Here is a 19,752-nt window from a genome sequence, read left to right as displayed (position 1 = left end):
GCCGGTCAGGTCAGCTGCCGCTGCCGAGGTGAATGGTGACCACGGTACCCGAGCCGGGTGCCGCCCCGATCTCAAGGCGCCCACCCGCTGCGGCAACTATCCGTGCGCAGGTTGCCAGCCCCAGCCCGGTTCCGGGAGGGTCGTCTTCCCGGTGCAGACGGACCAGCGGGTCCAGAACGCGTTCGCGGTCGGGTTCGCTGATCCCCTTGCCGTTATCGATCACCCGAAGGGCTGCGCCGTCATCCGTCCGGAACCCGGTCACATGGATGGCCGGGGGAACGCCCGGCCGGCTGTAAGTGGCCGAGTTTTGAATGAGGTTTTGAAGCAACACCCTCATCTGGACGGGATCGGCGTTGAAGCCCAGATCATCGCAGTCCACCGAGGCGCCCCTTGCCTCGAGGCTCGCCGCCAAATCCTGAACTACCTCGCCGACCAGCGCCTTGAGTGAGAGCGGTGCGGGCCGGACATCTCCGCCGATTGTGGCATAGGCGAGGACGTCCTCCACCATGTTCAGCATCCGCTGCCCGGAGTTGGCCACAACGTCCAGGTACTGGGAGATCTTGGCAACCGGGGTGTCCTCCGCGACCGTCTGGCTGAGTTCGACGAAGCCGAGAATGGAGGTCAGGGGATTGCGCAGGTCGTGGCTGATGCGGCCCGCGAACTCGGCAAGGAGGGTGTTACTGCGCTGCGCTTCTGCCAACGCTGCGGCCAGTTCCCGCGCCCGGTGTTCCAATGCGAGGGCTTCGACCACCTCCGCTGCCAGGATTTCCAGACCTTGGCGTTGCCGGTCGCTGAGCAGGCCGGTTTCCCTTGCCCCAGCGCAAAGCGTTCCGAGCACAAATCCGTCGTCGCTGACCAGCGGCACGGAAGCGTAGAACCTGATTGCGCCGCGGCGGCCATCGACGAACGGGTTGTCGCGGTACCGCGGGTCAAGCGATGCATCCTCCAGGACCGTGGAGCTTCCGCTTTGGAAACCGACGGCGCACATGGAGTCCTCACGGCTGCACAGATACGGCTCCAGCCCTGCGGTGGCCACCTGGTACTGAAAGTCTTCGGTGATGATGTTAATGGCCGTCACTGGCTGCCCACACACTGTGCGGGCCAACTCCACAAGGTTCTGTAGCCGCTCCGAAGGTACGGGAACCGATATCTCCAACCCCGGTCCGGGGACCGGCAGGCCCTTGCGCGACAGCACCGCATCCCTGGGCAACTCGCCTACGCTCATCCGGCTATCCTGCCAGATGAACACGGCACGTCCTTGTCACAAACAGCAGCCTGGCCTTGGTGTGCGCGGCGCCAGGCGTCCCGTCACGCTACTAGCGGATCTCTAAATGAGTCAGCGCCCGGACTCGGTGCCCGCAAAACAGGTGCTGAGCACTTGGCTGAGGATGTCGTCGGGAACGGCGTGGCCGTGGCCACTCACGACTAGCGATTCCCCCTGGGGTGCGCAGTCGACGATCCGTGTGATGACCTCAATGGCCCATGGGCTGTTGCTGCCGGCGATGGCCAACAGAGGGGTCTGGATCCGGGCGAGTTCTCCTTCCGGAATCTGCCCTTCGTTGCAGAGTGTTATGTCGATGGGCAGAGTGTGCGCCAGTGCTTCGAGGTGCCCCCAGTAGGGTCCTTCTTTCATTCCTTCAATCGCCTGGGCAGGTGTTCCCATCAGTTTCAGGAAGAGTTCCACTGCACGTGAGCGATCGCCCGCGGCTACCAGGGATGCCAGCTGCCCGGCGAACGCGGAGCTGGGGCCGGGAGTGAATGGTGGCTCGTAGACGGCAATTTTGCGGAAACCGACCCCGGCAGAGGCGGCCGCGATGGCCAGTGCTCCTCCGGAGGAGTCGCCAAAAATGAATGGTTCTTCGCCGATGCGGGAGACCACAGCTGCGAGGTCTTCGACTTCGCGTTCGACGGAGATTTCCCCGAGTGGTCCGCTGTCGCCACGGCCGCGACGATCGTACTCATGAACAGTGAATCGATCGCTGAGCAGTGCCGTCAGACCTTTTTTGGATTGCCGGTCGCAGAATGCCCCTGCTGCGATAACAAGGGCCGGCCCGCTCCCCGTGGTGTCGATTGCCAAGGTGGTGCCGTCGAGTGATGTCGTCGTAATCATTGCTGACCTCCGTGCGCCAGGTAGTGGACATAGTCTGCGAGCTTGTCGAGTGTTGTTATGAACCCTGCCTGGTTCCGGGGGAGCCTGACGATGTCGGGTACATGTGTTTGATGCAGGCGAAACAGGGTATTTCCTTCAGGAAGCCCGGTGAGGGTGATGCGGACGGTCATGCCCGTATGTTCTTCGTGCCAAACGAGGCTGGACGGCGCTTGAACTTCCAGGAAAACCGAACGTGTGGCGTAGGTCGCCCCGGAGCTGTCATTGACTATGAGTGTTTCAAAACGCCCGCCGGGGTGCGGGTCGATGTGAATTTCTTCCACGGGTGCGCTGGCCCCGAGCGGTGCCCAGAAATGAGAGAGGTGTCCGGGTTGCGTCAGGCATGCGAAGACGAGCTCTGGTGGGGCATCGAAGACCCTTTCGAACATCAACCCCGTGTCGGTGTCCTTGCTGCTACTTTCCATCCCGGCCTTCTTCGCCGCGTTGGAGCAACTTGAGGTGCTCATCCAGTTTGTCCAGGCGCTCGTCCCACACCTTGCGGTGTTCCTGGATCCAGTCACCAACGTCGTCCAGGACGGCCCTCTCCAAATGGCAAGGCCTGAACTGGGCGCTTCGGGTCCGCGAAATGAGGCCGCTGGCCTCAAGCACCTTCAGGTGCTTCGAAACGGCTGGCAATGACATGGAAAATGGTGCCGCCAATTCCGAAACCGTGGCGTCGCCCTGGGCGAGGGCGGACAGGATCGCCCGCCTCGTGGGATCCGCCAGTGCAGCAAAGGCCGCATCCAACACACTGGCCCGGCCGTTCACGTTGAAGTCTCCATGTGCTTACTTTACCTTTTGGTTAATTAACTAACCAGTTAAAAGTGAAAATGACTGCAACCCCATCTCCGGGACTAATTTCGTCAGCAATGCGGTTACCTCATTTGGGGCTGGACCCGGAATACGAACGCAACGAAATGACGACGGGGAACGAGATACATGACGACAGAAATTGCCGACGGCGTCGGGTTCCGGTCCCGGCGGGGGCCCATCCTGATTGCCCTGATGCTTTCCACGGGCCTGGTGGCCATCGATTCAACAATTGTCGCCACGGCGGTGCCGTCCATCGTGGAGGACATCGGCGGCTTCAGTTCCTTCCCTTGGCTTTTTTCTGCGTACCTCTTGGCGCAGGCCGTCTCCGTGCCCATCTACGCCAAGCTGTCCGACGTCGTGGGCCGAAAGCCGATCATCCTGAGCGGCATTGGCTTGTTCCTTTTGGGTTCCATCCTCTGCGGGCTGGCATGGAGCATGCCCGCGCTCATTGCGTTCCGCGTCCTTCAGGGCCTGGGAGCCGGCGCTGTGCAGCCGGTGTCGATCACGATCGCGGGAGACATTTACACCTTGGCCGAGCGGGCCAAAGTGCAGGGTTACCTGGCCAGCGTCTGGGCTATTTCTTCCGTGGTCGGGCCGACGTTGGGCGGCATCTTTGCGTCCTTGGGAATCTGGCGGTGGATCTTCCTGATCAACATCCCGCTCTGCTTCCTTGCCGGGTGGATGTTGGTGCGTACTTTCCACGAGAACGTCGAGCGTGCCAAGCACAGGATCGACTACCTGGGCGCCGGACTGCTGACCGTGTCCTTGAGCCTGCTGATCCTGGGCGCTCTTGAGGGTGGCCAGGCGTGGGCCTGGAACTCACCGGTCAGCATCACGGTCTTCGCGGTGGGCGCATTGCTGTTCGGCGCTTTTGTCCTTGCCGAGCGGAGGGCGGCTGAGCCGATTCTGCCTGCGTGGGTGATTTCCCGGCGGTTGCTTGCCACCACAGCGTTGATTTCCTTTGGCGTTGGCGCGGTCATGCTGGGCCTCACGTCCTACGTCCCGACGTTCCTGGAAGGAGCGTTGAAGACCTCTCCGATCCTGGCTGGCCTTGCTTTGGCTGCCCTGACCTTGGGCTGGCCCATCAGTGCGTCCCAGGCCGGCCGGTTCTATCTCCGGATCGGGTTCAAGCGGACCGCGCTGATTGGGATCTCCATCTCGGTGGCGGGCGCTGCGGTCCTCGCGTTCACGGCGTCCTCGCCCAATGTCCTGTTGGTGGCGCTGGCCTGCTTCATTGTGGGTCTTGGCCTCGGGCTGGTGGCGACCCCCAGCCTCATCGCCGCCCAGTCAAGCGTGGAGTGGAACGAACGCGGGGTGGTCACGGGAACCAACCTGTTTGCCCGTTCCATCGGCAGCGCCTTGGGGGTGGCCGTCTTCGGTGCGATCGCCAACGCCATCTACGCCGGCGGCCCGTCTGCCGGAGCTGATCCGCAAACAACTGTGAACGCTTCCGCAGCTGTGTTCCTGGCCGTGCTTGTCAGCGCTGTTCTCACGGTGGTGGCCGTCATCGCCATGCCCGCTGCCCAACGCGCCGACACCAACACTCCGGCAGGCGCGAAGGCCGCCGCAGCACCTGTGGAGGACTAGTCTCGAACCCATGGATGAACTGATCACCGGCACCCTGGAAAAGCTCTTCGAAGGCACCGTATGGGCCGAAGGGCCGGTCTGGGTACCGGGATCGCAGACAGTTCGGTGGAGCGACATCCCCAACAACCGCATCCTTGAGTTCAATCCCACCACAGGCGCCACGCGCGAGTACGCCACCGCCGTCGAATACACCAACGGCCGCACGCTTGACCGCGACGGGAGCGTGGTGCAGTGCAGCCATGGTCGCCGGCGGGTGGAACGGGACCACGACGGCGAGGTGACGGCGATCGTCGACTCGTTCGGTGACCACCGGCTCAATTCGCCCAACGACGTGGTGGTCGCCGCTGACGGGACGGTGTGGTTCACCGATCCTCCCTACGGAATCCTGCCGGGCACAGTTGAGGGCCACGAAGGCGAGCAGGAGTACGGCGGCTGCTACGTATTCCGGTTCGACCCAGTCGCGGGAGAACTGAGGCCCGTGGTCACGGACCTGGTCCATCCCAACGGGCTGGCGTTCTCACCCGACGAGTCGCTGCTTTACGTTTCGGACACCGCCGGGGCTTCCCATGGCGTTCCGCTTCGCATCGCCGCCTATCCGGTGGAGGGTGGCGTGTGCGGGGCCGGAAAGACGTTCGTGGAGCTTGAGGAGGACAGGGCCTCTGACGGTTTCCGCGTTGACGTTGAGGGGCGCGTCTGGACTTCCGCAGGTGCGTCCGTGCGGGTGTACGCGCCCGACGGCGGTCTACTGGCCGCCGTCGAACTTCCGGAAAGGGTCTCGAACCTTTGTTTCGGCGGGCCCGATGGCCAGGACCTCTACATCACGGCCACGACGTCCCTGTACCGCCTGCGCACGGCGACGCGTGACGCTGTGGGTGGGCGGTAAGCAGAGTCACCCCTGATTTGTAAGGCTGCTGTGGTTCTGGCCGGGGCGGTTCGGTACGCTGGGTCAAAGCGTCACCACTGCTATCAGGGGAGCCAAGGTGTCAGGACCCAATCCGGACCCGTACGAGGACAAAATCACGGGTTTGGAACCCGGCGGGGGAGTGCCGCCGGGCGAAACCCCTCCGGGCGAATCTTCGGTAGCCGGACCCCAAGGCCACGATGAGGGCGGCCCGGGGAAGGGCAGCCAGATTCTGTGGATGTCGATCATAGGTGTCTTCGTACTGTTGTCGATGCTCTACTTCATCGGGTACATCGTGGGGTTCTTCGACTAAGGCTGCGGCGGAGGAATAGCTTGGCACAAGTGGCAGTTGACGCTCACATGAAGGCAATCACCTACAGCAAATACGGAAACCCGGACGTCCTGGAACTGACGGACCAGCCCATGCCGAAAGTTGGGCCCGGCATGGTTCTCGTCAGGGTCAAAGCAGCCTCGGTGAATCCAGTGGACTGGAAGATCATGGCCGGCTACCTGGACCCACTCATGGACCTCCAGTTTCCGGCCATTCCAGGCTGGGACGTTGCCGGGGTGGTGGAGTCCACCGGTATTGACGCACCGCACTTCAAGCCTGGTGACGAGGTCATCGCCTACGGCCGCAAGGACTACGTCCACGGCGGCAGCTTCGCTGAGTACATCGCCCTCCCGGAGCGGCTCCTCGCCCGCAAGCCTGAGACCCTGGACTGGAACCAATCTGCTGGCCTGCCCCTCGCCGGGTTGACGGCCTTCCAGGTGCTGAAGCGCCTGGAACTCGCGGCGGGCCAAACCGTGTTGATTCACGGTGGGTCAGGCGGCGTGGGTTCCCTCGGAATCCAAATCGCGAAAACCTTCGGAGCAACGGTCATCGCGACGGCTTCTGAGAAGAACCATAAGTTTCTCCGGACCTTGGGAGCCGAGCCCGTTGCGTATGGAGAAGGCCTGGCAGACAGGGTGCGCGCCCTCCGTCCGGACGGTGTCGACGTCGTCGCCGACTTTGTGGGTGGCAACCTCTCAACCACCCTGGAGGTCCTGAAGGAAAACGGCAGGCACGCATCCATTGCCGACAGCGACGTCGAGGAGCACGGAGGCACCTGGATGTGGGTCAACCCGATCGGTGCGCAACTGCAGGAGCTCGCTGACTTGGTGGATGGGCACAAGCTCCAGGTGGAGGTAGCGGAGACGTTCCCTTTGGCTGAGGCAGCAGACGCGTTCCGACTCAACATGGATGGACACACGCGCGGCAAGATTGTGGTCACCGTGGGTGCGGACTCTTAGCCGGCTTGCCTTCAAGGAGCATTTTTGTGAGACTGAACTCCTCTGTTCCCCAGTGTTAGGCCGATGTTTTGACGGACATTCAAGGTTTCGCGACGCAAACCAAGCGCTGACACGCACCTGATGTCCTTCCGGGCCGGTGGTTGCAGCGCATTCGCTGAAATCACTGGAGTCCACGAAACATCATGTTTGGAACAAAGAACCCGTCCATCACCCTGACCGACGTCACGCTCAACTGGCCGGACGGCACCGCTGCCCTCGCCGGGATCTCCGGAACATTCGGAACCGGTCGCACAGGCCTGGTGGGATCCAACGGTGCCGGAAAATCGACACTGCTGCGCCTCATTGCCGGAATCCTCACCCCGACCAGTGGCCGAATCACAACTACTGGCGATGTCGGCTACCTCCCGCAGACACTCACCCTCATCACGGATTCAACCGTGGCGGACATGCTCGGCGTCGGCCATAAAGTGAGGGCCCTGCGGGCCATCGAATCCGGCGACGCCTCAGTGGAGAACTTCGAGATCCTGGGCGACGACTGGGACATCGAAACCCGTGCGGACGAGTCCCTGCGCCACATCGGCTTTTCTGCCACGGACCTTGACCGGAACGTTGGCGAAATCTCCGGAGGCGAAGCCATGCTGGTAGCCATCACTGGGCTTCGACTCCAGAGGACGCCGATCACCCTCCTGGACGAACCGACGAACAACCTGGACAGGGACGCGCGGGCCAAACTGTCCGGCCTTCTATCCTCCTGGCCGGGAACGCTGGTGGTGGTCAGCCACGACCTCGCCCTGCTGGAGCTGATGGACAATACGGCGGAGCTGCACGGCGGGGAACTCACCGTGTTCGGCGGCCCCTATAGTGCATGGCGGGCGCACGTGGATGAGCAGCAGGCCGCCGCGGTCCAGGCTGCCCAGGCCGCGAAACAAACCGTGAAGGTTGAGAAGCGCCAACGCCAGGAAGCTGAAGCGAAGTTGGCCAAACGAGCCCGGACCGGCCAGACGAGCTATGACAACAAAAAGGGCTCCAAGATCCTTATGAACCAGCGGGCCTCCGACGCCCAGGTTTCCGCAGGGAAGTTGCGCTCGGGATCGGACGACAAAGTCGATGCCGCCCGAGCTGTCCTCGACGCGGCCTCTTCCAGGATCCGGGAAGAGGAGCGAATCAGCGTGAACCTGCCGGATCCGGACGTCCCCCGGAGCCGCCGGATTGCCGAGTTGCGGGGAATAAACCGGACTTTCCTGGTGGAAGGTCCGGAACGGGTGGCAATTGTCGGTGGCAACGGGGTAGGAAAGACCACACTCCTGGAACGGGTGTTTCGCGGCGTCGAGGCTGGCGCCCCAGGCGGCCGCCTCCTCACTGAGCGGGCCGGTTACCTGCGGCAGCGACTCGATGGCCTGGACGACGCCGCGACCACACTGGAAAACGTGCAGGCCGCTGCGCCGGATGTGCCCGTGGGTGAAATCCGCAACCAATTGGCTCGTTTCCTGCTGAGGGGTGACAGTGTCTACCGGCCCGTTCATAGTCTGTCCGGCGGAGAACGGTTCAGGGTCTCGCTTGCCAGGCTGCTCTTTGCCGATCCGCCCCCGCACGTACTGATCCTCGATGAACCGACCAACAACCTGGACATCCAGAGCGTGGACCAGTTGGTGGACGCGTTGAACGCCTACCGGGGTGCCGTCATCCTGGTGAGCCATGACGACGGCTTCCTGGGCCGCCTCGACCTGGACCTGGTGCTGGGCCTGGACCGCGACGGGTCACTCACCGAAATGCCGTCGCTGTCACGGGAAGGCACCGCCGAGGCGTGAAGTTGCCTTAGCTCCGCGCTTCCGAGGGAGTGAAGGTGGCCAGCGAATCAATGGCAGTCGTGAGCAATGCGCGGGCATGGTCCGCGGTGATGACACCACTGAGCCAGCGGCCAGAAATGCCTTCCACGAGGCTGGTGAGGATCTCGGCGGTCACGGCTGCCTGGTGCTCGTCGAGTCCTTCATTTGCGGCCGATATGGCCTGGGAGATTTGCTGGTTCCACTGGACAGTGGTTCGTCGAAGGGGCTCGGCGAGGTCCTGCTCGAAGATCGAGCAGGCCCTCAGCTCGTTCCACGCCACCGAATTACGGCGGACGTCGGCGTCGTCCCTGATCTCATCAAGCAGTAGGTGCCTGAAATGATTGGTGCGGCCTTCGGCGCTGGGTGAGGGGACGCCGTCGTTCTTGCTGACCTGCTTGTTGATGTGTTCGAGCGTTGCGGCCAGCAGGCCGGCGCGGTCCGTGAAGTGGTAGTACAGAAGCCCCGGCGAGACACCGGCTTCTGCCGCAACATCGTTGACCCGCATTCCCCGAACCCCGTTCCTGGCGATGCAGGTGGTGGCGGCACTGAGAATCCTGTCCAGTTTTTCACTCATGCTTTGACAGTAGTGCGTGCTCACCACTTTCGGGCACGGCAGGGGTGGGTGGGGTGGGTGGCTCGGGCCAGAGCCGGAGCGCGGCGAGGTAGCCCAGGGCTCCGATGAGGGTGGACCCGAGGAAACCAACGTCGATTCCGCCGGCGAGCTGCGAGAACGGTCCAGTGTAGAGGGATGTGTCGGTGGCGAGGACGCCAAACAGGGAGCCGACAGCCCAGGGAATGACCGCACGCAGGTTCCAGCCGTGGGTAAACCAGTACCGACCGTGCGGCCCGTCGGCACGGAAGAGCTGCAAATCCGCCGCGTGGTATTTTCCGCGGCGCGCCACCAGGAAGCCCAGGACGTTGATGGCCACCCAAGGTCCGGCGAAGCCGTTGAGCACCAGGGTCATGGCGGTGATGGAGTCCACTGCGTTGAAGACGAAGACACCCAGGTAGAGGAGTCCGACGGCGATCACGGACGTGATGAGCGTGGTGTGGATGCGGCGCAGCCGTGGGAAGAGGGCTTCGAGGTCCAAGCCGCTGGCATAGAGGTTCAACACCCCTTGGCCGAGCCCGCCGGCCAACGCAATGATGAGGATCGGGAGCAGGTACCAGGCGGGAGCCGAACGGACGAGGTCGGTGACGTATGAGGCCCCGAGTCCAGGCATGGCAGAGGCTGTAAAAGCGCCGAACAAGGCCGTCACAAAGAGGCCCAGGAACACACCCAGGCACGTGGCGCCGATGACAGACCGGTCCGAGTAGCGCTTTCCGGAGATGCGCCGGCTGTAGTCGCCCAGCGTGGGCGCGTAAGACAATGGGCCGCCGACGGAGATGACGGCCGAGAGAATCCACGTAGGCCAGAAATCACCCAAAAGGTAGTCGGCGTGCGAAGAGCCGGGGCTGAACGTCGGAGCGAATGCCACAACGCCGATGAGCAGCAGGACGCCAACCACCGGAGCGACGAATTTCTGCATCGCCACCACGGTGCCGTGCCCGAAGAGTGCGACCAGGACGATCTCCACCGAAATCACGGCGTAGCCGATGCCCAGCGTGACGCCGTCGACAGGAATACCCAGGAGCCGTTCGGCAGCAGCAACCAGGGCATCGCCCGAGGTCCATACCGCGATGGCAGCGTAGGCAAGGGCGAACAGAAGGGTCAATGTGGACCCGATCAGTCGTCCGCGGGTTCCGAAATGTGCGGCGCTGGAGACGGTGTTGTTGGTACCCGTCCGCGGTCCCAGGAGCGCCATGGGGGCGATGAGGGCGGTGCCGAGGAGAAGGCCGGTCAGGCTGGCCGTGGCTGCACCGACGAAGTCCAGGCCGAAGGTGATCGGAAGCCATCCAAAAACGATGACCGAGAAAGCGAAGTTGCCACCGAAAAACACGGTGAACAGGTTCCGGGGGCGGGATGTGCGTTGTTCGTCGGGAATGAATTCAATACCGGCCGACTCAATGCGGCCAAAGCGGTCCTTGTGCGCGGATGCGGCACCGGCGGAATCCGCGTCTTTGCGGAAGCGCGTGCTGATCATGGCAAGCCTTTCGTGAGGTGCATCACTCGATGCAACGCCAACCATAGTCCTGACTGAATTTTCAGTCAATATGACCCAACCGCACCCTGGTGACCGGCGGGCTCCCTACCCGCCGGACAACGAGCCGCGGGCAGCCCCCACCATCCCCTCGACCGCGCGGGCAAGGTGCGTGCCGCGGTCGTTGACGCCGTCCCATCGGACCAAGGCCTGCGCATTGAGGCCATCGACCATGCCGAGGATCTGCCAGGCTACGGCTGCGGCATCGGAAACGTTGAACACCCCGGTGGCGTTGCCGTCCTCGACAACGCCTTGGAAGACCTTCTGCCAGGCATCCATTTGCTCCCGGACGGAGGCGGCAAGGGTTTCGTTGCGACGTCCCAGCGTCCAGGCCTCTACCCAGATTGCCGTGACGTCGAGCCTGCTGTTGTCCAGGAGTGTCTCAACCAAAACGCCAAGCCGTTCCGAGGGTCCGGGCTGCTGGCTCAGCAGGCTTGCGACTTCCCGCGTCTCCGCGGACACGATGGTGGCGAAGGTGCTTGCGACCAAAGCGTCCATGGTGGGCTGGTAGTGCGCCACCAGGCCCGAAGCGACTCCCACCCGGGCGGCAACATTGCGCAGGGTCAGGGCCGTGAGTCCTGATTCGAGAGCGATCAGGCGGGCGGCTTCGGTGATTTCTGCAGCGCGTTCTTCGGGGGACTTCCGGACTATGCGCTTTTGTGGGGTGCTTGACATCACGGACCAGTCTAGTCTACGTTTTGTGAATTGTTGATCAGTTGGTCAACAAAGATCCCACAGCACTAAAAGAACAAGCTTTGACCGACGAAGGAGTCCCCATGGTCTGGAGAATGCCAGCCGAAACCGCACCCCACGAGCGCACCTGGATGGCGTTCCCCCGTGCCGGCGTGACGCTCGGGGAGGACCCCGCATCGGCTGACGAAGCGTACGCGGCGTGGACAGCAGTGGCCCATGCCGTTGCCGAATTCGAGCCGGTGACCATGGTGGTGGACCCAAGCGAGCGCAAGCGCGCAGCACGCATGCTGGGCGCCGGCGTCGAACAGGTCGAGGCGCCGTTGGACGAATTCTGGATGCGCGACGTCGGACCCACCTTCGTTGTGGACGACGAACGCCCCGGCGTGCTTGGCGCCGTGGACTGGATCTTCAATGGATGGGGCGCGCCCGCCTGGTCCGAATGGCAGAAGAGTGCCGGAATGGCCCGGTTTGTCGCCGCAAATTCCGGTGCCGAGCTGGTTGGCTCGCTGCTGGTCAACGAAGGCGGGGCCATCCACGTTGACGGTGAAGGAACTGTGCTGGTTACTGAAACCGTGCAGCTGGATCCGCGGCGGAACCCTTTTGCTGACAAGGCAGCCGTTGAGGCTGAGCTCGCCCGCACCATCGGCGCCACCAAGGTTATCTGGGTACCGCGTGGACTAACGCGCGACTACGAGGATTTCGGCACCCGGGGACACATCGACATGGTGGCCACCCTGCCCACATCTGGTCGCATCCTTCTGCACTCCCAGACCAATCCGCAGCACCCGGACTACGAGGTCAGCCGGAAACTCCGGGCATTCCTCGAAACCCAGACGGACGCGGCCGGCAAGCCGTTCGAGATCGTCCCGCTGCCTGCGCCGGAAACGCTGACTGATGACGAAGGCTTTGTTGACTGGAGCTACGTCAATCACTTGGTGGTCAACGGTGGCGTGATCGCGTGTGGCTATGGCGAGGAACGTGCGGACGCCCTTGCCGCTGAGATCCTGGCCGAGGTCTACCCTGGCCGCCGGGTGGTTACTGTGGATGCCAGGCCCATCCTGGCCCGTGGCGGCGGCATCCACTGCATCACCCAGCAGCAGCCCAAACTTGCCGAAGGTGCAGCGTAATGGCCCGGTTCGACGTCGTGGAGGCTTCCATCGCGCAATTGCGTTCGGCGTTGGAAGCAGGCGAGGTGACCAGTGTGGAGCTCACCCAGGCATACCTGGACCGCATCGAAGCGTACGACCGCAACGGCATCAGGCTCAACGCGATGGTGGTCATGAACCCCGATGCTTTGGCCGACGCCAAAGCCTCGGATGAACGGCGGGCCCAAGGTGCGGTGCGGGGCCCGTTGGATGGCATTCCCTACACGGCCAAGGACAGCTACCTAGCAAAAGGCCTCACTGCCGCGGCCGGTTCGCCGGCTTTCGAGCACCTCGTGGCCCAACGGGACGCGTTCACCATCGAACGGCTCCGCGATGCCGGTGCGGTGTTGATCGGCCTGACCAACATGCCGCCCATGGCCAACGGCGGAATGCAGCGCGGCGTGTACGGTCGCGCCGAAAGTCCCTACAACCCCGACTTCCTGACAGCAGCGTTCGGTTCCGGCTCCTCCAACGGTTCCGGCACTGCGACGGCGGCAAGCTTCGCGGCCTTCGGCCTGGGTGAAGAGACCTGGTCAAGTGGCCGCGCACCGGCGTCGAACAATGCCCTGTGCGCTTACACCCCGTCGCGGGGCGTCATCTCGGTGCGCGGCAACTGGCCCCTGGTTCCCACTATGGACGTCGTTGTCCCGCATACCAGGACCATGGCCGACATGCTTGAGCTGCTCGACGTGGTCGTGGCCGACGACGCCGATGCGCGCGGAGATTTCTGGCGGGCGCAGCCATGGGTCCAGCTGCCGAAGTCCTCGGAGGTCCGGCCGGAGTCCTATGTGGCGCTGTCCCCGGAAAAGGTCGACGGCGGTCAGCGGGCTTTGCGGGGCAAGCGTTTCGGGGTGCCGCGCATGTATGTCAACGCTGACCCGGACGCCGGGACCAGTACGAAGCCGGGCATTGGCGGACCCACCGGGCAACGGATAGAAACGCGGAAGTCCGTGATGGAACTCTGGGAGGCTGCGAAGCGCGACCTCGAAGCCGCGGGGGCCGAGGTAGTCCTGGTGGACTTCCCTGTGGTCTCCAATTACGAAGGCGACCGGCCCGGCGCACCCACTATCGCCACGCGGGGCCTGGTCTCGCCCGAGTACCTGAAACGGGAGATCGTGGACCTCTCGGCGTGGGCGTGGGACGACTTCCTGCGCGCGAACGGCGATCCTGCCCTCAACAGGCTTGCCGATGTGGATGGTGAACAAATCTTCCCCCACCCCAACGGCGCCCTCGCTGACCGGTACAACGGATTCGATGACCACATCTCCGAATATCCCCGGCATATCCGCGAATACGGCGTTTCCCGATTCACCGAAATTCCCGAGCTGGAAAACGGTGTGCGCGGCTTGGAAGAGACCCGGCGTGTTGACCTGGAGGAATGGATGGACGGGCTCGGCCTGGATGCCGTGCTGTTCCCGGCAGTGGCGGACGTGGGGCCCGCTGACATGGACGTCAACCCGGCCTCTGCGGACCTTGGCTGGCGCAATGGCGTGTGGGTGGCCAACGGCAACCTCGTTCCCCGCCACCTCGGCATCCCCACGGTCACTGTGCCCATGGGAACCATGGCTGACATCGGCATGCCTGTGGGCCTTACCTTCGCGGGCCGCGCCTACGACGACACGGCGTTGTTGACGCTGGCGGCAGCTTTCGAAGCGAGCGGTTCGCGTCGCACGGTCCCGCCGCGGACGCCACAGCTCGCCTAACCGGCAGCGGCCACGAACGACGGCGGCAGCCCACCTTTGGTTCTTTCCGGAACCAAAGGCGGGCTGCCGCCGTCGTTGTTTATGCGGTTGGCGCGGAAGGCCTACTTGGCAAGGAAGCGGAGCAGGATCTCGTTGATCTCGGCGCCGTGCGTCCAGAGGAAGCCGTGCGGTGCGTCCTCGATCTCGACGTACTCAGCCGAGGGCAGGCGCTTGGTGAATTCGCGGCCGGTGGCGTCGATGGGCAGGATGCGGTCGCCGGTGCCGTGGACGATCAGGGAAGGAACGGTGACCTTTTCGATGTCGGAGCGGAAATCGGTCAGCCAGGTGTCGACCACTGCGAACGACGCGTACCAGGAGGAGCCGGCGGCGACGTTCCAGGAGTTGCGCAGTGCTTCTTCGCTCAGGCGGTTTCCGAGGAAGTTGTCGGTGTTGTAGAAGTCTTTGTAGAAGTTGGTGAACCAGGAGTAGCGGTCCTCGATGGCGGCGTTGCGGATGCCGTCGAATACGGAAGAGGGTACGCCGGTGGGGTTGTCGTCGGTCTGAAGGAGGAACGGTTCCAGCGATGCCAGGAACACGGCCTTGGCGACGCGGGATTCGCCGTAGGTGCCGATGTAGCGCCCAACTTCGCCGGTGCCCATGGAGAAGCCGACCAGTACTGCGTTTTGCAGGTCCAGGGTTTCCAGGACTGTGTTGAGGTCGGCTGCGAAGGTGTCGTAGTCGTAGCCGGTGGTGGTCTTGCTGGACTTGCCGAATCCGCGGCGATCGTAGGTGATGACGCGGTAGCCGGCATTCAGCAGGGCGGCGGTCTGCTTCTCCCAGGAAGCGCCGTCGAGGGGGTAGCCGTGGATCAGGACAACTGGCTGGCCTGTGCCGTGGTCCTCGTAGTAGAGCTCGATGTCCGTGGTGTTTTCAGTTCCGACTTTGATGAAGCCCATGATTCTGTCCCTTTTCTCGAAGTAGAGAACGACCGTTCTCTCTCTGCTTCCAAATACTATAGAACGATCGTTCTCATTTCAAGTAGTATTGGCATATGGATATTTCCGAAGTCCGGCAGCGCATCGTTGCCACGGCTGATGGGCTCTACAACGCCAAGGGCATCCAGTCCGTGGGAATGGACGAGTTGCGCACCGCGGCCGGGGTGTCACTGAAGAAGCTTTACCAGGAATTCCCGTCCAAAAGCAGCATCGTCATGGCTGTGCTGGAGCGACGCCACGAGTCCTGGACCGAAGGATTGGACGCTACGGTAAGCCAGGCTCCGGATCCGAAGGCCAAGCTGCTGGCCATTTTCGACTACCTCGCCGGATGGTTCTGCCAGGATTCCTTCCGGGGCTGCGGCTTCATCAACAGCTTCGCGGAGTTGGGGGCCATCAGTCCCGAGGTTGCCGAATATGCGCGGAAGCACAAGGAGTCATTCCAGGTATACGTCGCCGGCCTCGCCGCGGAGGCGGGCGCACCGCCGCACCTTGCTCCCCAGCTCTCGATCCTGGCCGAGGGGGCGCAGACGACGGCGGCAATCGCCGGATCGCCCGAAGCCGCCGGACAAGCGCGGCAAGCCGCCGAAGTGTTGATCGAAGCCGCCCTGGCCCAATCCGCCGTCGTTCGTTAAGGCCTGCGATAAGGGTTTCAGCGGGCCTCGAGCTCGTCCAGCGTCTTGCCCTTGGTGTCGGAGGACATGAGGGTGGCGACCGCCGAAACCAGGCAGATGCCGAGCGTGGTCAGGCCGATGACCACGGGGATGTTGGCTGATCCCGGCGGGGCAATGGCTGTGAACAGGCTGGGGAAGAACGAGGCGATCATGAGGCCGATGTTCTGGGAGACGGCGAAACCAGTGACGCGCATCCGCATGGGGAACTGCTCTTGGAAGAACGTGGCGAAGGTGGCGTTCCACATCTGGAAGAGGATGCCCTGGACGATCACGACGCAGACGAAGACCAGTGGAAGGCTTCGCTGTTCGATGGCCCAGAGGTAACCCACGGTCAGCAGTCCACCGGTGACCCCTCCGGCCACCATCAACGCCCGCCGGCCGATCTTGTCGGACAGTGCACCGAATGCCGGGATGGTCAATACCGCGGTGACGTTGGCGGCCATCGTCACCCACAGGAATTCGCTGCTTGAGAAGCCGATCCCGTAGCCCTTTTGGGTGGCGAAGGAGACGCCGAAAATCAGGGTGGCCATGCCGATGACGTTGGTGAATGTCATCGCGATGCAGCGGACCAGGACCCAGGGGTGGGTCCGAAGCAGGTCGACCAGTGGGAAGCGGCGTTTGGCGGGAGTCGCCTCGGACTGTGCCAGATAGGCCGGGGGCTCCTGGACGCGGCGGCGGATGACGTATCCGGCCAGGATCACCACTGCGCTCAGCAGGAACGGCAGGCGCCAGCCCCAGGAATGGAAGTCCTCGTCCGGCAGGAGCGCGGCGAGCGGAATCAGCACTGCGGTAGCCAGGATCGAGCCGACCTGCGTGCCCTGCAGGCTGAAGCTGGCAAAGAAGCCGCGCCGGGCATCGGGGGAGTGCTCCACGATCATGGCACTGGCACCACCCAGCTCGCCTGCGACTGCGAAGCCCTGGATCAGGCGGAGGATTACCAGGAGGGCCGGGGCAAGAAGGCCCACCTGTCCGTACGTGGGCAGGAGGCCGACGGCGAAGGTCGCAAAGCCCATGAGCAGCATGGCGAAGACGAGCACCTTCTTGCGCCCGTGCCTGTCGCCGTATGCGCCCAGGACCACTGCGCCCAAGGGCCGGGAAACATATCCGACGGCGTACGTCGCCAGGGAGGCGATGATGCCTACGGTGGGATCCGCAGTGGGGAAGAAGATGGTGGGGAACAAGAGCGTTGCTGCCAGCGAGTACAGGGCGAAGTCGTAATATTCGAGCGCGCTGCCGATCCAGCCGCTCATGGTGGCCTTCTTCGGGTCCTTGCGGGCAATGCTGCCGCTAGGGGCTGGAAGGGCTTCCTTACGGTGCATGACGGTCACGTCGCTGTACTCCTCTGGCGTCGTTGGCAAGGAACAAGAACACGTCTTGAATCGATTCATAAAGCATACGACGTGACCTGCGTTACGTCAAAGGCATGAGGCTCCTCGCCGGGCCATGGAAGACTGGGGGCATGTCTTTCCGTCCCGTAAGGCCGCGACCCACCTCCAACGCCGGCACCAGCCTGACGCCACCCCGCGAACAGGCCCGCCACATCGCCATGAGGCTCGACGACGCGTGGCTGAGGCTCCAGACCCGCTTGGCGATCCGGCGGGGCCGGGTGGAGACGGTCATCCCTTACACCGGTTACGGGAGCACGTCCTGGATACGGGTCCTGGCCAGGGTGGTCCGCAGCGATCCAAGGGACGCCACCGGCCATGCAAATCCCCTGCAGGAGAGCATGCGCGGTTGGCGCAACTTCACCAGTGCCCCGGTTGCCCACGCAGCCGTGCAGGTCACGATCGACGGCACTACCCACGACGTCGTGGCCGACCGCGGTGGGGTGGTGGATGCCCGTATTCCGGTGGCACTTCCCGCCGGGTGGCACACCATAACGTTGAAGTCCGGCGACTCCCGGACGGTGGAGGCGCCGGTGGAGGTAGTGGCGGACCACGCTGAATTCGGTGTCGTTTCGGACATCGACGACACCGTGATGGTGACCGCGCTGCCGCGTCCCTTCCTCGCGGCCTGGAACACTTTCGTGCTCAACGAGCACGCCAGGACTCCGACGCCCGGCATGGCCGTGTTGTACGAGCGCATTGCCCGCACCGCGCCCTCCGCCCCGGTGTTATACCTCTCCACAGGGGCATGGAACGTGGCTCCCACGCTCTCGCGGTTCCTGTCACGTAACTTGTACCCTGCCGGACCCAAGCTCCTGACCGACTGGGGCCCCACTCCGGACCGCTGGTTCCGCAGCGGCCAGGAACATAAACGGACATCCTTAGAACGCCTGGCCGAGGAATTTCCCAAGATCAAATGGCTGCTGGTGGGCGATGACGGCCAGCATGATGAAGCCATCTACTCCGAGTTTGCCCAGCGCCACCCGGAGAACGTGAGGGCCATCGCCATCCGCCAGCTCTCCGCCGGTGAGGCAGTCCTGGCAGGCGGCCGGTCAAAGTCCGGCGGCCAGCCCACGCCCGGGGTTCCGTGGATCTACGCTCCGGATGGAGCCGGGATGTCAGCGCAGCTCGAGGAACTGGGCATTATCCGCAACGATGTCCGGTCTGCCGATGACCCTGAGGAAGGCGACGTCCAGGCCTGATCCGAGGGTCCATGCCAAGGGAATATCAACTCACAGTCAGCGGCCTGGCGGCGTCTGACCTGAAGCGGGCCACTTGCGTGATGATGCCGAGCGTGGCGAAGGCCATGAGGACCACGGTGTAGGCCTCCAGTGTGGGAACCAGCCCCCAGATGGGAGCCCACAGTCCGGCAAAGACCACCGGGATGCTGAAGGACAAATATGCGGCTGTGTAGATACCGGAAAAGACGCCTGCCCGCTGCTCTGGCCCAATGTGGGGTGCGATCAGTCGGAGCTGGCCACCGAATGAGCCACCGAAGCCGATCCCGCCAATCACCGCACCGATCCAGATCACGGCAAGCCAGTGTTCGCTGATGCCAAGGAGCGTTGCGAGTGCCCCGGCGAGGATGAGGGAAACCCCGATGAGTGAACCATGCCGTGCTGGGTGCCTCGCGAACACGAATCCGGCAACTGCTGCGGAAAAAGGACCGATGAAGGCTGTGAAGCCGGCTACCAGGCCACCGTCCAAGGAGAAATGGAGTCGCAACAAGGCCGGTGAAAGCCCGAGGAACAGTGCGGGGAACATCCACCCCGCCACATGGACCGGGATGCTCGCGGCAAACTCGCGCCTGATGCCGGCCGGAAGGCTGAGCCGTGGCATGAGCGAGCCTGCTGCGCCGGGTCGTTTGACGGCAGTCTCCGAGGTCAAGCTGACAAATACGATGCCGAGGACCATCGCGACCGCGAGTCCTGCGAAGATCAAGGTGTTGGCGTCGCGGCTGAATTGAACTGCTGCCCCGGTCACCAAGGCGCCGATTCCCAGGCCTCCAGCAACGGAAGCGCCCGTCAGTCCGCCAGCGAGCTTTTTGAGGTGGGCAGGTGCTTGCTCGGCTATGGCTGCGTTGAAGGCGCTGGTTGCCAGGCCCGTGGCGACGCCTTGGAGGGCCCTGGCGACAATAACCCAAGTGATGCCCGGCGCCACAAGGAAGACCACCATGGATACCAGTTCCAGGCCGAGCGCAATCAGCATGACAGGACGGCGGCCCAGGTGATCGGACAGTGAGCCCGCCACCAGCAGCGCCACCAGCAGGCCGATGGCGTAGATGGAGAATGCCACGCTCAAAATGCCTGACGAGAAGCCCCATTCCTGTTGCCGAAGTGAAAGCAGGGGAGTGGGAGCGCCGGCGGCGAAGAAGAAGGCCGCGAAAACCAGCGCGAGCCCGGCAAACGCAGTTTTTGGGGGCAGGCTATGGGACATGGGAACTCCTTGGACAGATCGGTCTAATTAATCCAAGTTAG

19 protein-coding genes are annotated in these 19,752 nt (G+C 63.5%); 9 read left to right on the top strand and 10 right to left on the bottom strand.

What is annotated here, in order from left to right; all coding sequences use genetic code 11:
- Positions 1-10: 10 nt before the first annotated feature.
- The 4 genes from AB0N72_RS14325 to AB0N72_RS14310 form a co-directional block, all read right to left on the bottom strand.
- Positions 11-1,225 carry a GAF domain-containing sensor histidine kinase gene (locus tag AB0N72_RS14325; RefSeq protein ID WP_363931031.1) on the bottom strand — a complete coding sequence of 405 codons (1,215 nt, stop codon included), beginning with the start codon at positions 1,223-1,225 and terminating at the stop codon, positions 11-13.
- A 111-nt stretch (positions 1,226-1,336) separates the two neighbouring features.
- A complete protein-coding gene (locus AB0N72_RS14320; protein ID WP_363931030.1) occupies positions 1,337-2,110 on the bottom strand; it encodes an alpha/beta hydrolase in 774 nt (257 codons plus the stop codon).
- A complete protein-coding gene (locus tag AB0N72_RS14315; RefSeq protein ID WP_363931029.1) occupies positions 2,107-2,571 on the bottom strand; it encodes an SRPBCC domain-containing protein in 465 nt (154 codons plus the stop codon). Before AB0N72_RS14315 ends, AB0N72_RS14320 begins: the two co-directional genes overlap by 4 nt.
- Positions 2,561-2,914 (bottom strand): metalloregulator ArsR/SmtB family transcription factor, encoded by a 354-nt coding sequence (locus AB0N72_RS14310; protein ID WP_363931028.1) that lies wholly within the window; start codon positions 2,912-2,914, stop codon positions 2,561-2,563. Before AB0N72_RS14310 ends, AB0N72_RS14315 begins: the two co-directional genes overlap by 11 nt.
- 171 nt (positions 2,915-3,085) lie before the next feature.
- Here AB0N72_RS14310 and AB0N72_RS14305 point away from each other — a divergent pair, with 171 nt between their 5' ends.
- From AB0N72_RS14305 to AB0N72_RS14285, 5 genes are all read left to right on the top strand, one after another.
- On the top strand, positions 3,086-4,546 hold the full coding sequence (locus AB0N72_RS14305) for an MFS transporter (RefSeq protein WP_363931027.1): 1,461 nt from the start codon (positions 3,086-3,088) through the stop codon (positions 4,544-4,546).
- Between the two features lie 10 nt (positions 4,547-4,556).
- The gene (locus AB0N72_RS14300; protein ID WP_363931026.1) at positions 4,557-5,429 is read left to right on the top strand and encodes an SMP-30/gluconolactonase/LRE family protein; all 873 of its coding nucleotides are present in this window, start codon (positions 4,557-4,559) and stop codon (positions 5,427-5,429) included.
- 97 nt (positions 5,430-5,526) lie between these two features.
- Positions 5,527-5,760: a DUF6480 family protein gene (locus AB0N72_RS14295; protein WP_363931025.1), complete on the top strand. Its 234-nt coding sequence runs from the start codon at positions 5,527-5,529 to the stop codon at positions 5,758-5,760.
- A 47-nt stretch (positions 5,761-5,807) separates the two neighbouring features.
- A complete protein-coding gene (locus AB0N72_RS14290; RefSeq protein WP_363931247.1) occupies positions 5,808-6,737 on the top strand; it encodes an NADP-dependent oxidoreductase in 930 nt (309 codons plus the stop codon).
- Between the two features lie 182 nt (positions 6,738-6,919).
- On the top strand, positions 6,920-8,545 hold the full coding sequence (locus tag AB0N72_RS14285) for an ABC-F family ATP-binding cassette domain-containing protein (protein ID WP_363931024.1): 1,626 nt from the start codon (positions 6,920-6,922) through the stop codon (positions 8,543-8,545).
- Positions 8,546-8,552: 7 nt separating this feature from the next.
- Here the strand turns inward: AB0N72_RS14285 and AB0N72_RS14280 are convergent, their stop codons facing one another.
- The 3 genes from AB0N72_RS14280 to AB0N72_RS14270 form a co-directional block, all read right to left on the bottom strand.
- Entirely contained in the window at positions 8,553-9,137 is a 585-nt protein-coding gene (locus tag AB0N72_RS14280; RefSeq protein ID WP_363931023.1) for a TetR/AcrR family transcriptional regulator, read from the bottom strand.
- Positions 9,130-10,647: a cytosine permease gene (locus AB0N72_RS14275; protein ID WP_363931022.1), complete on the bottom strand. Its 1,518-nt coding sequence runs from the start codon at positions 10,645-10,647 to the stop codon at positions 9,130-9,132. The genes AB0N72_RS14280 and AB0N72_RS14275 overlap by 8 nt, the downstream gene beginning before the upstream one ends.
- Positions 10,648-10,752: 105 nt before the next feature.
- Positions 10,753-11,379, bottom strand: a complete 627-nt coding sequence (locus tag AB0N72_RS14270) for a TetR family transcriptional regulator C-terminal domain-containing protein (protein WP_363931021.1) — start codon at positions 11,377-11,379, stop codon at positions 10,753-10,755.
- A 101-nt stretch (positions 11,380-11,480) separates the two neighbouring features.
- Between AB0N72_RS14270 and AB0N72_RS14265 the strand changes: the two genes are divergently transcribed.
- On the top strand, positions 11,481-12,524 hold the full coding sequence (locus AB0N72_RS14265) for an agmatine deiminase family protein (RefSeq protein ID WP_363931020.1): 1,044 nt from the start codon (positions 11,481-11,483) through the stop codon (positions 12,522-12,524).
- Positions 12,524-14,245, top strand: a complete 1,722-nt coding sequence (locus AB0N72_RS14260; RefSeq protein ID WP_363931019.1) for an amidase — start codon at positions 12,524-12,526, stop codon at positions 14,243-14,245. The genes AB0N72_RS14265 and AB0N72_RS14260 overlap by 1 nt, the downstream gene beginning before the upstream one ends.
- Positions 14,246-14,346: 101 nt before the next feature.
- On the opposite strand, the gene AB0N72_RS14255 is transcribed toward AB0N72_RS14260, so the two are convergent.
- A complete protein-coding gene (locus AB0N72_RS14255; RefSeq protein ID WP_363931018.1) occupies positions 14,347-15,180 on the bottom strand; it encodes an alpha/beta hydrolase in 834 nt (277 codons plus the stop codon).
- A gap of 95 nt (positions 15,181-15,275) precedes the next feature.
- Between AB0N72_RS14255 and AB0N72_RS14250 the strand changes: the two genes are divergently transcribed.
- On the top strand, positions 15,276-15,851 hold the full coding sequence (locus AB0N72_RS14250; protein WP_363931017.1) for a TetR/AcrR family transcriptional regulator: 576 nt from the start codon (positions 15,276-15,278) through the stop codon (positions 15,849-15,851).
- A 17-nt stretch (positions 15,852-15,868) separates the two neighbouring features.
- Here AB0N72_RS14250 and AB0N72_RS14245 read toward each other — a convergent pair whose 3' ends face one another.
- Positions 15,869-17,209 carry an MFS transporter gene (locus AB0N72_RS14245; protein WP_363931246.1) on the bottom strand — a complete coding sequence of 447 codons (1,341 nt, stop codon included), beginning with the start codon at positions 17,207-17,209 and terminating at the stop codon, positions 15,869-15,871.
- 140 nt (positions 17,210-17,349) lie between these two features.
- Between AB0N72_RS14245 and AB0N72_RS14240 the strand changes: the two genes are divergently transcribed.
- Complete coding sequence (locus AB0N72_RS14240) at positions 17,350-18,477, top strand: phosphatase domain-containing protein (RefSeq protein WP_363931016.1); 1,128 nt, start codon at positions 17,350-17,352, stop codon at positions 18,475-18,477.
- A gap of 25 nt (positions 18,478-18,502) precedes the next feature.
- On the opposite strand, the gene AB0N72_RS14235 is transcribed toward AB0N72_RS14240, so the two are convergent.
- Positions 18,503-19,711, bottom strand: a complete 1,209-nt coding sequence (locus tag AB0N72_RS14235) for an MFS transporter (RefSeq protein WP_363931015.1) — start codon at positions 19,709-19,711, stop codon at positions 18,503-18,505.
- Between the last annotated feature and the right edge of the window lie 41 nt (positions 19,712-19,752).

This window comes from Paenarthrobacter sp. NPDC089307, from assembly GCF_040685055.1.
GTDB lineage: Bacteria > Actinomycetota > Actinomycetes > Actinomycetales > Micrococcaceae > Arthrobacter.
This window is presented reverse-complemented; position numbering and strand designations above follow the sequence as displayed.

Excerpts from the sequence above, each read along its gene's own strand:
- AB0N72_RS14235 (WP_363931015.1), bottom strand. The coding sequence starts at position 19,711 with ATGTCCCATAGCCTGCCCCCAAAAACTGCGTTTGCCGGGCTCGCGCTG.
- AB0N72_RS14250 (WP_363931017.1), top strand. The coding sequence starts at position 15,276 with ATGGATATTTCCGAAGTCCGGCAGCGCATCGTTGCCACGGCTGATGGG.
- AB0N72_RS14300 (WP_363931026.1), top strand. The coding sequence starts at position 4,557 with ATGGATGAACTGATCACCGGCACCCTGGAAAAGCTCTTCGAAGGCACC.
- AB0N72_RS14255 (WP_363931018.1), bottom strand. The coding sequence starts at position 15,180 with ATGGGCTTCATCAAAGTCGGAACTGAAAACACCACGGACATCGAGCTC.
- AB0N72_RS14270 (WP_363931021.1), bottom strand. The coding sequence starts at position 11,379 with ATGTCAAGCACCCCACAAAAGCGCATAGTCCGGAAGTCCCCCGAAGAA.
- AB0N72_RS14265 (WP_363931020.1), top strand. The coding sequence starts at position 11,481 with ATGGTCTGGAGAATGCCAGCCGAAACCGCACCCCACGAGCGCACCTGG.
- AB0N72_RS14320 (WP_363931030.1), bottom strand. The coding sequence starts at position 2,110 with ATGATTACGACGACATCACTCGACGGCACCACCTTGGCAATCGACACC.
- AB0N72_RS14260 (WP_363931019.1), top strand. The coding sequence starts at position 12,524 with ATGGCCCGGTTCGACGTCGTGGAGGCTTCCATCGCGCAATTGCGTTCG.
- AB0N72_RS14315 (WP_363931029.1), bottom strand. The coding sequence starts at position 2,571 with ATGGAAAGTAGCAGCAAGGACACCGACACGGGGTTGATGTTCGAAAGG.
- AB0N72_RS14290 (WP_363931247.1), top strand. The coding sequence starts at position 5,808 with ATGAAGGCAATCACCTACAGCAAATACGGAAACCCGGACGTCCTGGAA.
- AB0N72_RS14285 (WP_363931024.1), top strand. The coding sequence starts at position 6,920 with ATGTTTGGAACAAAGAACCCGTCCATCACCCTGACCGACGTCACGCTC.
- AB0N72_RS14305 (WP_363931027.1), top strand. The coding sequence starts at position 3,086 with ATGACGACAGAAATTGCCGACGGCGTCGGGTTCCGGTCCCGGCGGGGG.
- AB0N72_RS14280 (WP_363931023.1), bottom strand. The coding sequence starts at position 9,137 with ATGAGTGAAAAACTGGACAGGATTCTCAGTGCCGCCACCACCTGCATC.
- AB0N72_RS14275 (WP_363931022.1), bottom strand. The coding sequence starts at position 10,647 with ATGATCAGCACGCGCTTCCGCAAAGACGCGGATTCCGCCGGTGCCGCA.
- AB0N72_RS14325 (WP_363931031.1), bottom strand. The coding sequence starts at position 1,225 with ATGAGCGTAGGCGAGTTGCCCAGGGATGCGGTGCTGTCGCGCAAGGGC.
- AB0N72_RS14240 (WP_363931016.1), top strand. The coding sequence starts at position 17,350 with ATGTCTTTCCGTCCCGTAAGGCCGCGACCCACCTCCAACGCCGGCACC.
- AB0N72_RS14245 (WP_363931246.1), bottom strand. The coding sequence starts at position 17,209 with ATGCACCGTAAGGAAGCCCTTCCAGCCCCTAGCGGCAGCATTGCCCGC.